We start from the raw sequence: 13,943 nt of genomic DNA on the forward strand, positions 1-13,943 counted from the left end.
AAATCATTTGTTAATATTTTGTTAATTTTTAGATTTTAAAATTTAAAAGTAATTTAAACAGCAACCGAGTATTCAAACATGAAAGACGCAATCGTTATCTACGCCAATTGTCATAATAGTTCAGCAAAAGGTGATTTCGCATTTGCTGGTGCACTTGCCAAGGATATAGTTCGAGAGCTTCACAAAGAAGCATTGGATATTGAGGTAATTTTGGTGAGTACCCTTGACGGTATGTCTCGATATCAAAGTCTTTATGGTAAACCTGTGGATGGAAAAATTTCCATAGAAGGAGAAACAGTAGGACTTTCCAGTTTGGAGTTATTTGATGCTGTTAAGTACAAGGTAGTAGGATTTATTGAAGCAAACCGTTGTAAATATGCTCCAGCTGAACTGGTAAAAAAGATACTTTCTCCCGATAGTAAATTTTTGTTTGTCGGTAATGTTAACCAACATGCTATATCAGGCCTATTTTCCCAAACTTTATATCTTCTGCAACTAGAAAAGGGTCAACCCAATTTATATCAGTATTTCGATTGTCTGGATATTTTTATGGGCACTGCAGGACCTGGGAAAGGGAGAATAGGATTACCAGGCATTACTAAATCAGAGGATTTACCGGCCCTAACTTTTAAAGAAAAGGCATTATTGCCCACAACTGCCTATGGTTTTATGTATGCATCCGCTATCGACTTAAAAGACGATAGTAAATTGATTTCTCAGTATATTAAGCTCACTGGTTTTTCAGACTATGTCCTAGTCGGTAATTTCTCTACCCAAAAATATGATATTAAATATGCATTTGACAATGATAAGACATTAATAAGCTCGCAAAAATTTCCGCAAATTACTTATTATGATTCCCTACAAAATGGAGTTATGCGAAGGATGGCATCCCAAGCGTCAAGTAACCTGGTCTTATCAACAGGATCCTTAAGTACGCTTGAGGTTCTTCATGATGGAAAACTTCCCTTTTATCAACGCTATTCAGAAAGTTTTACTCTCAATGATGAGTTTGTTGCATCTTGGGCTATTGCGGTTAAATCAATGGTCGCTGACGATACCTCATTATTTGGTGCTATGCCAGATTTAATTATAGAATTATCCGACTTACTTTTCGCCTACAAGCCACTTAGCAAACAACAGATGGAAAGAACCAATGATCTTCTGAGCATGTCATCTGTTAGTTCGCGCTTAATTAGCTATAATCAAGACATTGTCGAGAGAGCTAATGGCAGGATAGCACCACAGTTGCTGAGTTTTATTGGAGCGCCTAAAAGAACTCAAGAGCATGTTCAGTTGGCAAGAGTTTGTGATTCTTTGCGAAAATCTAGCGAAACGGGAAGTCCTGTTCATGGCCAGGCATTACGACGAGCAGCCGCTTGGGGGCGTTTATTCGAACTGAAAGTATTAATCGCATCAATGTCATCCAATGAGTTGAACTCACAAGATCTTGCTAATGAGCGAGCAGCCTTACATTGGGCTGTGAAACAAAGCAATTCTGATTGTGCTCGTGCTTTAATTGATGCTGGCGCTGCAGTCGATATTCAAGATAAAGAGGGGAAAACCCCTTTGCATGAAGCTGTTATAAATAGGGATAATACCATGATTCAATTATTAATTGAGTCAGGTGCTTCCGTTGATATTTGCGATGTTAACTCAAAAAGTCCCATCGATTGTGCAGACCATTTGACGCAAACCTTTATAAGTTCTTGTATGAGTCCTTGTTCTAAGAAACGCACCACTGTTGGGAATTCTTCTTCTTCTCTTGAGCTATAACTCTCTTAGGTGATGACTCTCACCATCTGGATGCCTCGGACAAGCCGAGGCAACTACAGGGGAACTTCTCTTGGGAGGGGCTCCCCTGATACAAGTTGAGATAGGATGTGTTGAATGTGTCCTGGGGGGGTAACCCTCTGCGACAAGCTATGTCAGGAGGTATGGCGACGTAGTTCGGTTTGTCGGATGCAACCAATGCTCGGGTTATTGGTTTTCTTGTTTTTGCATAACAAATAACATTTCTTCAAGGACTTGCTGATTTTGTTGGCGAGCGTTTACCTTTTCTTGCTGAATGACTTCAAGGCAATATTTGTTGGCCAATGCTTTAATATAATGTGGCTTATGGCAAAAACGTGCGGTGGGTTGTAAATAATACGGTTTGTCCTCGCTAATCTCTACGGTGAAGATCAAATATCCCTTGACGCCTAAGCGTTGCGTAAGTGCCCCAAAAAGACTATCCAGTTCTCCAAAATAAGGAAGGACATCTGCCGCAACTATCAAGTCATACTTTTGCTGTGTTTGATCGAGAAATTGCAACAATTCGGCCTCAACCAATTTGTCATAAATAAATTTCCTTTTAGCTTGGGCGAGCATTTTGGCGGAGAGATCAACCCCTGTTAAGTGTTTGCTCACCTCTCGCATGGCAACACCACTTAAACCAGTTCCACAACCTAAATCAAGTGCATGCTTGACGTTATACAGGTTAAGTTGATGAATGATACGGCCAATATGTTGCGGCAGTGCGTAGGCTAAGGGGCCTGTCATATGCTGATCATAATATAAGGCATAATTATTAAATAAATTGGTTGCATATTCAGGGGATGCTTTAGGGTTTAATTCGTTATTACTTAATGCACTTAACATATGTTGGCTTGCACTGTCGTGTGGATTGGTGGCGACTGCTAACTCCAGTAATGCCTTCGCCTTGTCTTTATCTTCAAGGCGAATGTAAATGGCTGCTAAATTGTTTAGGGCAGCAAAATGGTGAGGATCTTGTTGCAGAATATCTTCGAAATGATTGATAGCTTCACTTAAGTGGCCGAGTGCCATTTGTGCAACACCAGAGTTGTATAAATATTCACAATTTTTGGGGTCTTGTTGGAGGAGAACGTCATAGTGCATTAACGCATTTTCAAAGCGATCATGATGCATAAAAGTACCTGCTAGATTATTACGGGCTTCGAGATGATTATTGTCAAAGGCCAATGCTTTGGTGAAATAATCGATAGCCAATTGCCCTTGTTCACGTTTAAGAGCAATCACGCCCAAGTTAGTAAGTGCTTCAATATGATGGTTATCTTCCTGCAAAACCTTTTGAAACGATTGTTCAGCCTCATCCAGCAAATTCTCTTCAAGGTTCAATACACCCAAATAAAAATTGGCTTCAAGATGATCTTGATGTAACGCCAGAACATTTTTAAATTGGGTTTTTGCGGCAGTTAGTTCTTTATTTTGTAACAATAATAGTCCTAAATTAAAATGCGCTGCTGCAAAATCAGGTTCGGCATGTACGGCTAATCGATAATGCTCAAGTGCTTTAAGATAATTGTTTTGTGCCGCGTATACTGTTGCCAAGTTATGGTGTGCTTGCGCATACTGAGGAGTGAGCGCAATTGCTTTTTGGTAATGAGCAATCGCTTTATTCAACTGTTGCTTTTTTTTATAAGCATTTCCAAGATTATTATGAAGATTGGCATTATCAGGCTCTAAATCCAACGCGTTATGCAGAAAGTGAAGTGCAGTATCAATATCTCCAAGCTGAGCGTAGGCTAAGCCAAGAAAATGAAGTGTTTGCACATGCCGAGGTTCCATGGCTAGAAGTTTTTCATAAAGTGTAATTGCTTCAGATAATTGATTTTGCCGCTGTAACAAATACGCTTCAGCAAATAACGTTTCTATATTTGAACTCATGGGCTTTTAACCATTCGAACATGGGGTAGGCCATCCATGTCAAAAGGTTCACCCTCTGCAATAAAACCATAAGTTCCATAGAAATGGCGTAGGTAATTTTGAGCCGTGATTATCACAGGTTGAGTAGAATGATGGGTCTTTAAGTAACTTAAAATACAATCCATGAGTTGCTTGCCGAGTCCAAGGCCGCGATGAGACGCTGCTGTCACCAGGCGACCGAAACTCATACCTTCATCGCCATACGCTAAAATGCGAGCATAGGCAATCAATTTACCCTGGTCATACATCAAAAGGTGCTGAGCATCTTGATCTTTAAAATCTAAATCTTGATAAAAACATTGCTGCTCTACAATAAAAACATCACTACGCAAGGCTAAAATTTCATACAGTGCTTCCTTGCTCAATTCATCAAAAGAACATACTCGTATATTAGTCATGATAGTTCGGTAAAAAATAGATGGCGCAGCTGATTCAATGCTTGTGCGCGGTGGCTAATCGTATTTTTAATCTTAGCAGGTAATTGAGCAGCTGTGCAGTCCATTGAGTCAATAAAAAAGATAGGATCATAGCCAAAACCGCCCTCACCAGCGCGAGCACTTATGATTCTACCGGAAAATTTACCCGTAGCAATTAAAGGTGTTGGATCATTGGTATGGGAGACAACAGCAATAGCACAGTAGAAGTACGCCTGACGCTGAGCTTCGGGAACATGAGCCAGTTTATCGAGTAATAAAGCAATATTTTCAGCATCTGAAGCATTAGCCCCGGCATAACGTGCCGAATAGATACCTGGCTCACCATTTAATATATCCACGACTAAACCGGAGTCATCCGCCAAAGCTGGTTTGTTGCCTAAACGACTCGCGTGTCTTGCCTTGATAAGAGCATTTTCAATAAAACTCAAACCCGTTTCCTCCGGAGATTCTATGCCTAATTCGATTTGAGATATACAGTGAACAGGAGTAAGTATTGCTGCTATTTCTGCAAGTTTTCCTTTGTTTCCTGTGGCTAAGATAATTTCTTTCATAATAAGATTCATAAAAAAGAAGAGTGCTCGTTATACCAGATATTATGATTGAATGTCAGATTAAAACAGAGAGAAATAAACCTGTATTTGATTTAAGAATTCCGATACAGGTTTATGATAAGAAATATCAAATAAGCGTGCAACTTGGCCAACAACTATTCAAATCCGCGGCTTTCTTTTTAAATTGAAATGAAGATGTTTCAAGATCTTGTGTTTTTGTTACCAAGGTTTGCAGAGCTTCACCTCGTTTCTCCATTTTTTCAATATTCTTGAGCATAATTTGCATGGTTTCATCAACTTCTTTTTGTACCTTTCGAACTTTATAATCCTGAGTAAATTCTTCAATGTTGGCGGCAATTGTTTTCTTTTCCAGCTTAAATTTTAATAAATACAAACTAAGCCAGGTTATTTGTTTTTGATCGAGTTTGCTGTCGACTATAACGCCACAATAATCATCAACCACACGTCTTACATATATATAAATACCGTCTTTTTCCATCCAATAGGTTTCATTGGGATTTAAATCTGCACAATAATTTGTAATTTCTGCCTGATGTTTTTCTATGGCTTGTTTAATCTGTTTTTCAAAAAAGCTACTGCCAAAAAAACTATTACTAAGAGAAATAAACCATTCAAAAGGGCCATCGCCGCTGCATGTTCCTAAAGCATAACATCTCATTGCTATTCTCCTTGTTAAAAAACCAGCCCATCTAAATTAGCATGAAATGTCAAAAAATTTTATTGCGTGGCTCAAAAAACTATTGCTCAAAGAAGAAAGAGAATCTCAGGGTTTTGATGAAACGTAAAAAATATAGCAAGCTCGCTAAATAATTTCACAGGGCATCATAAAGTTTTTTCCTGCGGACTTTTGTATGGTGTCCCCTAATTTTTTAATACCCAGGATAATTTGATCCAATGTTGGATAAGCAAAACTGAGTCTAATGGCTTGTTTTCCTGTAGATTTTCCTACTGCAAAAGCGGACTCTGGTATGTAGAGAACATTTGATTTATGAAATATCCTATCATGTTCTAATTTAAACTGATTACTTAGAAATTCTAACCAAATAAACATTCCATGTTTTGGTTTAATATAGCGACAGGGTATATCTATGAACTCCTCCAATGCATTGATCATGCATTCTAATTTACTTTTGTAGTGTATTTTTTGGGGATAGGTGATTTCATCCATGGGGTATTTATCTAATACTGTATTCAATGCTAAATGGTTTGTATTTGAACAATAAAGATCATTCATATCTTTTAGTTGTTGTAATTTTTGAATAATATTCTTTTCAGCAACTATCCAGCCTGTGCGAACAGCTGGTGCGATTGTTTTGGAAAATGAACCAATATAAATGGCGTTTTTCGTGTACGCACGCATTGGTAAAAACTGCTCATCAGAAAAATTTAAATACCCATAAGGGTCATCTTCAACGATAATAAGGTTGTATTTTTCTGCAAGGACAGCAAGCTCTTTTCTGATTTGAGTATTGAGGGTGATCCCTAGTGGATTATGTCCATTACATACTACATATAAAAAAGGTAACGGTTTATTCGTTTTTAACAAACTTTCTAAATAATTTAAATCTAAACCTTGATTGAAGAGAGACGGAATAGGTAAGTAATTTAAATCAAACATATTCGCAATCTGTAAGAAACCAGGGTAAACAAACTCCTCAATCATCAAAGAGGCTTTGGGTTTTAGGAATAGATTAGCAGTTAAATAGATAGCTTGCTGTGCACCATTAGTAATCAATATCTCATCCAGGTTGCAGAACACGGATTGAGACGCCATCATTTTTTGTATTTTTTGCTTAAGTGCCTCAATAGGTGCTTGATATTGGAATGATCCAGAATTCTCATGCAGCAATTGCACATAAGCTTCTTTTAATTGCTCAAGTGGCATTACAGAAAGATCAGGTAGACCTGCCGCAAAAGAAATCACATCATTACGTTGAGATAGTTTGACATACTTTTGTATTTCTAAGGGTTGAATTCGTTCATTCATCATACAACGGTAATCCCTATTAAAGTAAGACTGATGCAACCAATATATTTGGTCGCATCAGGACCATGCGTCATTAATTTTGAATGCGCCTAAGCTTCGAGTGTTTCATAAAGTGCTTTAATATTCACTGTACCAAAACCCTCACAAACTTCGCGCTGAACAAACTCTAGAAAGAGAGTAGGTCGTGTTACTACGGGTTTAGTAAATATTTGAAACAAAATCCCCTTCACATCTTGCTCGAGCATAATTCCATAAGGAGCAACTTTTTCAATGCGTTTAATCTCCTCAGGATATAGTTCTTTTACTTCATCATAATAGCTGGGCGGTGCTTTCCTTAACTCCCCAAAAAAGTGTTCATAATGTTTTACTGAGGCAATGATGTCATCCGTTTGAAATGCAATATGATGGACTCCCGCGCCATAATTGTATTTTAAGTAAGTATGGAGTGGGGAGCGTTCAGAGCTGGGTTCCACCAGAGGTAAATTCACTTTTCCGTTTGGGGATTTCATTATAGTAATGTGCATCCCGCTCTCTTCTGAATGAATGTCTTCATCGGTATTTTCAGAAAAAGAAAAAGTGTCTTTGTAAAATTTCACCCATTTGTCGATTGTATTTTTGGGATGGCACGTTGCGATATGATCAATGTTATAAATCATAGGGTTCTTATTGCAGGCATGTTCATTATATTTGAACCCAGGAATTCTATGGCTGGGATTCATTTGCAAAAACTCATGCTCTACCTTATTGAACACTTCCACGGATGCAGCATAGGCACCATCAAAATCCTGGGGTGAGAAAACAGGTTTAGCGCCATTGCTCACTGCTCCCTCAAAACATGCGGCTACATCATGTACAAAAAAGCTAATTTTTTTAACACTATCGCCAAATTCATTAACGTGTTTAGCAATGTGCGTATTGTGATTTAAACTTGATGTGAGAAGAATATGAATATTCCCTTGTTTCATTAAAAAAGTAACCACATCCTCTACTTTCTTGGTAGCAACGTGCTCAAATTTTAAAGCATTTGTGAAGAAATTTTTGGTTTGAAAAAGATTGCCTACATACATTTCTATATAAGCAATACTTTCAATAATTGCACCAGTCGCATTTTTTTGTTTCATTATGTGTCACCCTTGCACGCTAAATAGTCAGAAGTTATATCTTTGATTGTTGAACATCCAGATAAAATCATTGTTTCTTGCAGCTCTTGTTGCAGGATTGATAATGCGTGAAAAACTCCTGCACTGCCGCCTATAGATAAAGCCCATAATGCTGTTCTTCCGGTTAAAGTCGCGTCGGCACCTAAAGCTAATGCTTTGAAAATATCGCTGCCGCGTGCTATTCCTCCGTCTAAAAATAGTTTTACTTTATTGCCTGCCTTTTCTCGATGTTTATGCATGACCTCCAAGGGGGCTATACTTGAATCCAGTTGTCTTCCACCATGGTTAGAAATAACAATGCCCTTGACATTCGGGTAAGTCAGTGCAATTTCAGTATCGCGAGGATCAATAATTCCTTTCAAAATGATGGGTAGCTTAGTTACTCCAGCCAACCAATCTAGATCATCCCAACTGATTGAATGATCGAGTAAAGTAGAGAGATGTCTTTTGGTCTTCAAGCATTCTTCAAAAGGTATTCCTATCTTTTTAAGATGAGGAAATGAAGTATTCTCAGGAAAGCGGAGTGGTTGGGAGCGTTCTCGCTCTTTTTTTGCATAGACAGGAGCATCGACTGTCACAACCAGTGCGTCAAAATTAAGTTCTTCCATCCATTGAATAAAATTTTTATTGATTCCTCTGTCTTTTAAAAAATACATTTGCGACCAAACAGGAACTTTTTTATTTCGGGCGATTAAGGTGTAATCAATTGAGGAAAACATACTCAGAATCATGGTGGTATTGAATTGATTTGCTGCCTCAAGCATATCCAGTTCGCCCTTGGATGATAATAAACTCTGGTAAGCAGCGGGAGCGATTAATACTGGGGCACTATGAGTATGATCGAATAATTTAACCTGTGTTGTGGATTTATTTACTCCTCGCAAAACTCGTGGAGAAATAAGTACTTTACTGAAAGTTTCGCGATTTCTTTTTAATGCAAGTTCATCCAGGCTCCCTCCATCAATAAAAGAAAAAACATCTGGAGATAAAACTGTTTTTGCCTTTTTGTAGAAGGATTGAGTGCTAGTATATTCATCCATAGAATTACTTCCTTATATCTTATTTTTTATCCAATTCTTATTTTGGGACCGTTTAGCAAAGTATCAGGCTTGCTACCGTTGTGAGCTAATTGAAAGAATTTCTGCGCAACAGTATAAAAATGGGCAAAATAGAACTTATGACATCCTAAGTTTGCGAAATTATACACTTAGATGACTTAAATAAAAGCACCATGAATAAATTTTTTTGAAGAGTGTGTGGTTAAAATTGTTTTATATTATGAACTTAGTACTCTTTTAAAGAATAAAATGATCAAAAAACATACTTGACAGCAATTTAGCTCTGGGATGATAATCGCCGCGCGACATCCCAATAAATCTGACTCTGCACAAGAGAGAATTTGTGATATAGGATTACGGTGTAAACTTTTTGCATCTTGAATGGAACACATCGGAATCTCTCACAGAGTTTATCCCGGGAAAAATGCAGGATAACAGTCTCTCCAATTTATTTAGATGTTTCATACTTAACATCCTCAGGAGAATTATTATGGATAAACAAGCGCTCAAGCAATTTATTGATGATTTTTATCAAGCTTGGAAGGAGCGTGATGCTGAAAAAATCCCCACGTTTTATGATAAAAATCTTAAAGCTTATTCTGATTTTAATGAGATAACACTAGAAGATATTTTAAATCGTTTGGAATTTTCTCAGCGAAAATTTGCTGAAGTTAATTATGGTATTCAAGAAGTATTTATTGACGAAGAGCAGGGAAAAGTTTCTGTCAGAATGAAACAACGACATATTCCTCGCGATGGTTCTGAACCCGTTAAATGGGATGCCATTATGCTTTACACTATCGCCAATCACAAAATTACTGAGCTGTGGATGTCTTTCTATCCTAACGCTGATTATTTAAATAATGCGTAATTATGAAGTAATCATTGTCGGCGGGGGGCCTGTTGGGATTGCTCTTGGAATTGAGCTTGGTATGCAAAACATAGGTACTTTAATTCTTGAGAAGCATCCCCAACCGTTGCGTACCCCACGTGCTCAGTCCTTGTCTGCCCGTACCGTGGAGTTTTTTCTACGGTGGGGAATAGACAAGAATCTTGAAGATAGTCTTTTATTACCTAAAGATTTTCCACAAACAGGAATATGGTGTTCTAACTTATGTGGTGATTCGTATTTTGTTAGTGCATGGGGCGATAATCAATTAAAAGAAAATGCATCCCCTAAAGAAGGTATTCGTATTCCTCTTTGGGTCACGGAAGAGGTGTTACGAAAACGCTTGCTGGATTTTCCATGTGTTGATTTTTTAAAACAACATGACGTGGAGGAAATGACCCTGATTAATGACCAGATTATTGTTCAAGCCTACGATAAACTAACTCAGGTCACAAAAACCTATCAATCGACTTTTCTTGCTTGTTGTGATGGAGCAACAGGCTCATCTAAAAAAATATTTAATAATCCATTTAGCAAATTATCTGAGCAAACCAAAATGCTTGGTACCTTATTTGTCTCAAAAGACATTATGAATAAAAAAACAGTTGCAGATGGAATTATGTATTTCGTTCTTGATGATGGGGCAATGGCTTTTGTTGGACCTATCGATCTTGAGGAAGGATTGTGGTTAGCGCAAATTGTTTGGAGTAATCCCAATCTTAACCCCGATGAGTCCACCTTATCAGCAATTATTGACAAAATCGTTGGTATGCCAATTGATAAAGTCATTGTTGACTCTTATTTTTGGGATATGCAAGTTCAGCTTGCCGAATTTGCCAATAAGGATAATCGTATATTTTGGGTCGGAGATTCGGCACATGCTTTTGCTCCTACAGGCGGTTTAGGATTAAATACTGGATTTGGCGATGCAGAAAATTTAGGCTGGAAACTAGCCGCTGTCATTAAAAAAGAAGCCCCACGTCAATTACTCGAGACGTATGAAATGGAGCGAAGACCAGTATGGCAAAGCAATTTAAATTTTGCCAAGCAAAACGCTGAGCAGTTTGTTGAGTTGAAGAAAAAATACCCCCCTGAGAAGGATTATAACGCCTATATTCATGCCTATGCAGGTTTAGGCAATCAGTTCTTATGTTCTTCAGGACTTACTCTTGGTTATTCTTATTTGGATACTCCTTTAACGAAAGAGTTATCCACTAAGCGGCATGAGCACTCACCGTTTGAATATACACCAATATCTGAACCAGGTTATTTTCTTCCTCATGTGATTTTTCAAGGAGAGACAATTTATAAACGATTGTCATCGATTCAGTGGAATTTGATTATTTGCGGTGAAGGAAAAATGCAAGAATCAGATCTTGAATTAATTAATGAGCTTTTTTTATTAAAGCAGATCAATGTATTAAACGTTGATCCACACCTCTACCCCTATACTTACCTGCTAATTCGACCGGATTGGCATATTTCCAGAGTAGGGAATAGTTTGGACGATATTTCAGGTTCTCTATGGGAGATTAAGTCATGCGCTTAACTTGCATTTTAATGGGGCAAGATAATTTGCTAATCCAATGTGGCAACTATTTATTAGAAAATCATCATCAAATTAAATGGGTCATTTCTCCAGTAAAATCAATCCAAACATGGTGTGAAAAAAATGACATACCATGGGTAACTTCCCTTGAGCAATTGCCTGAAGATAGGGAAAACCTGGTTGATTATTTATTTAGTATTGTCAATGGTGTCATCCTAAAAGAGCCCGATTTAAAAATCGCTCGTTTTGGCACTATAAACTACCATGACTCCATTTTACCTAAATATGCCGGAGTCAACGCCACCTCCTGGGCACTGATTCATGGTGAAACAACCCATGGCATTACCTGGCATATGGTTAATGACGGCATTGACGAAGGGGATATTGTTTATCAATCAACTTTTCAACTGTCAAAAAATGAAACGGCATTGACACTCAACTTACGTTGCTTTGATGAGGCAACGAATGGATTTGTTGATATTATTGAAAAGATTCAGTCCTCTTCACTCATCAAGAAAAAGCAAAACACAGAAATACGTAGTTATTTTGGACTCACTCATCCATTACCTGATTTAGGGTTTATCAACTGGGAAACTGCGACAGCACAGCAGATTGATTGGTTTTGTCGTGCACTCAATTTTGGAAATTACAGCAATAATTTAGGTACCCTAAAATTGTATTTAAAAGAGGATTACCTCATTGTCTTAGACGTAGAGAAATCAACAGCAAGATCTACTAGTTCTCAAGGGGGAGTAATCCTCGCAATCGATGGAAATGGGCTACTTATTTCGACACGAGGTGAACCCGTTTTGCTTAAAAAGCTCATTACTCCTGAGGGTAAACAAATCACTGCTGATGGACTTATTCAATACTACGGCTTAAAAGTCAATCATCAGTTACCCTTATTGAATCGTTCCTTTGTCCAAGAGGGACATACTTTATATAGCAAAGCACTAAAGCATGAAAAATTTTGGTTGGCTCAATTGACTCAGGCCGTTGATCATACGACGTATTGCGATCGAATTTTTGCCAAAAATCACTGCCTTTCTGAATTAGTGTCTATTACTATTGATGATGAGCTAAGCAAGACAATAAATAATCCCACTCATTATTTATTAGCGAGCGTATTTATTTACTTATATCGTTTAAATAATTATGAGAATTCGACTGTTTTTTTAAGCGGCGATTATTCTAAAGTGTTTAATACGTTATGGGCTGACTTACTGCCAATGACTCTGAATTTGCAGGATAATTTTACTTGCAATCAAGTATTAGTTGAAGTGGGTAAAATACTTAAATTGCTATCTGCGCGAGGTTCCTATTTAAGTGATATCTATGCTCGACAGCCCTCGTTAAAATCATTGATTAAAGAATGTGTTATTACTTGTAGTCTCTCTAATGAAACAAGGGAGGTACCTGAAAATTCCTTAATTCATTTTGATGTGGAAAAGAAATCCAATTCACTAAGAATCTCTCATCGATTGGATGTGGATTTTCAAGGTGGAACTGTCGCTCCTTTAGTTGAAAGAATGTCAGCTCATATCAATAATATTCTTCAATATCTCTTGCATCATCCAGAGACATCGATCAATAAACTTGTTTTTCTTACTGAAGAAGAACAAGAAAAGTTATTTACTTGGGGGGTTGGCAAATATCTTCCTTTGCCTAGTAATACAATTACTGATTTGTTTGAGCAATCTGTTTGTCGCTCGCCAGATAGTCCTGCTGTCTACCAAGGTAATCAGGCATTTACTTACTATCAGTTATGGCAAAAGGCTGAAAAAATCACAACGTTTATTAATACGCTCAATTTACCTTCACAAAGTCTTGTCGGTATCTCGGTTGAGCCAGGAGTCGATACAGTTGCTTTAATTTTAGGGATTGCTAAAACGGGTTGTATTTGCGCTCCAATTTCAAGGGAGTACTCAGCAAAGCAAATTAATACGCTTGCAACAGCTCTAAAGATTGATGTCATTATCCGATCAGAAGGTTCTGGTGTAGATAACTCTCAAGGGTTGTTCTCCCTCTATACTCTTCAAGAGGTATTTGCTCAAAATAGCGCTAGTAATTCTCTGCCAAATCTTTCTTCAGCTGATAAGCCGTTAATACTTTTTATCACGGGAGAAAATGGAAGTGACTATCAAACGTTGACTCACAAAAACATTATTAATTATAGTTTTTGGTTAAATCGCACGACTAATTTTACTGCGGAATCGATCTTTGATGTATCTTCGTCTTTACCGCTTACCATAATGTTTACTTGCTTATTAGCGCCGTTATTTGTAAGTGGTGCTCTTGCAATGGGAAGAGTAAATCCGCAAACGGATGGAAATAATTATTTGAAGTATTTGCAGGTTCAAAAAATTAGTCACCTGCGCCTAACTACAGCCGATTGGGAATTGTTACTGGGTCATCCTGAAGAAATTCGCCAGTTAAGCAACTTAAGTTATTTATTACTGACAGCGGATATTACAGCCGTTGAAAAAGCCTCTGAGTGGTTATCTATGTGTCCTAATAGTCAATTTATCGTATTACCCGAAGCCCAGTTCCAATAGTTTTAAGGAA

At 37.7% G+C, this 13,943-nt stretch carries 11 protein-coding genes; 4 read left to right on the forward strand and 7 right to left on the reverse strand.

The features are described from left to right. The first annotated feature begins 78 nt into the window (after positions 1–78). A complete protein-coding gene (gene ankY, locus LHA_RS02280; protein WP_065814322.1) occupies positions 79–1,776 on the forward strand; it encodes a Dot/Icm T4SS effector AnkY/LegA9 in 1,698 nt (565 codons plus the stop codon). A 204-nt stretch (positions 1,777–1,980) separates the two neighbouring features. Here ankY and LHA_RS02285 read toward each other — a convergent pair whose 3' ends face one another. The 7 genes from LHA_RS02285 to LHA_RS02315 form a co-directional block, all read right to left on the reverse strand. Then, a complete protein-coding gene (locus tag LHA_RS02285) occupies positions 1,981–3,687 on the reverse strand; it encodes a tetratricopeptide repeat protein (protein WP_045105104.1) in 1,707 nt (568 codons plus the stop codon). Continuing rightward, positions 3,684–4,124 (reverse strand): GNAT family N-acetyltransferase, encoded by a 441-nt coding sequence (locus LHA_RS02290; protein WP_045105105.1) that lies wholly within the window; start codon positions 4,122–4,124, stop codon positions 3,684–3,686. Before LHA_RS02290 ends, LHA_RS02285 begins: the two co-directional genes overlap by 4 nt. After that, positions 4,121–4,714 carry an RdgB/HAM1 family non-canonical purine NTP pyrophosphatase gene (rdgB, locus tag LHA_RS02295; protein ID WP_045105106.1) on the reverse strand — a complete coding sequence of 198 codons (594 nt, stop codon included), beginning with the start codon at positions 4,712–4,714 and terminating at the stop codon, positions 4,121–4,123. Before rdgB ends, LHA_RS02290 begins: the two co-directional genes overlap by 4 nt. 127 nt (positions 4,715–4,841) lie before the next feature. Continuing rightward, positions 4,842–5,393, reverse strand: coding sequence for a hypothetical protein (locus LHA_RS02300; protein ID WP_045105107.1), 552 nt, complete (start codon positions 5,391–5,393; stop codon positions 4,842–4,844). Positions 5,394–5,537: 144 nt separating this feature from the next. Continuing rightward, on the reverse strand, positions 5,538–6,725 hold the full coding sequence (locus LHA_RS02305) for an aminotransferase-like domain-containing protein (RefSeq protein ID WP_045105108.1): 1,188 nt from the start codon (positions 6,723–6,725) through the stop codon (positions 5,538–5,540). A gap of 86 nt (positions 6,726–6,811) precedes the next feature. Then, complete coding sequence (locus LHA_RS02310) at positions 6,812–7,843, reverse strand: VOC family protein (RefSeq protein WP_045105109.1); 1,032 nt, start codon at positions 7,841–7,843, stop codon at positions 6,812–6,814. Continuing rightward, on the reverse strand, positions 7,843–8,922 hold the full coding sequence (locus LHA_RS02315; protein ID WP_045105110.1) for an alpha-hydroxy acid oxidase: 1,080 nt from the start codon (positions 8,920–8,922) through the stop codon (positions 7,843–7,845). Before LHA_RS02315 ends, LHA_RS02310 begins: the two co-directional genes overlap by 1 nt. 508 nt (positions 8,923–9,430) lie before the next feature. Here LHA_RS02315 and LHA_RS02320 point away from each other — a divergent pair. From LHA_RS02320 to LHA_RS02330, 3 genes are read left to right on the forward strand one after another with little or no spacing between them, the layout of a single operon-like run. Then, positions 9,431–9,811 carry a nuclear transport factor 2 family protein gene (locus LHA_RS02320; protein ID WP_045105111.1) on the forward strand — a complete coding sequence of 127 codons (381 nt, stop codon included), beginning with the start codon at positions 9,431–9,433 and terminating at the stop codon, positions 9,809–9,811. Further along, entirely contained in the window at positions 9,804–11,378 is a 1,575-nt protein-coding gene (locus LHA_RS02325) for an FAD-dependent monooxygenase (RefSeq protein WP_045105112.1), read from the forward strand. Before LHA_RS02320 ends, LHA_RS02325 begins: the two co-directional genes overlap by 8 nt. Beyond that, a complete protein-coding gene (locus LHA_RS02330) occupies positions 11,369–13,933 on the forward strand; it encodes a formyltransferase family protein (protein WP_045105113.1) in 2,565 nt (854 codons plus the stop codon). The genes LHA_RS02325 and LHA_RS02330 overlap by 10 nt, the downstream gene beginning before the upstream one ends. Positions 13,934–13,943: the final 10 nt, after the last annotated feature.

The organism is Legionella hackeliae (assembly GCF_000953655.1).
GTDB lineage: Bacteria > Pseudomonadota > Gammaproteobacteria > Legionellales > Legionellaceae > Tatlockia > Tatlockia hackeliae.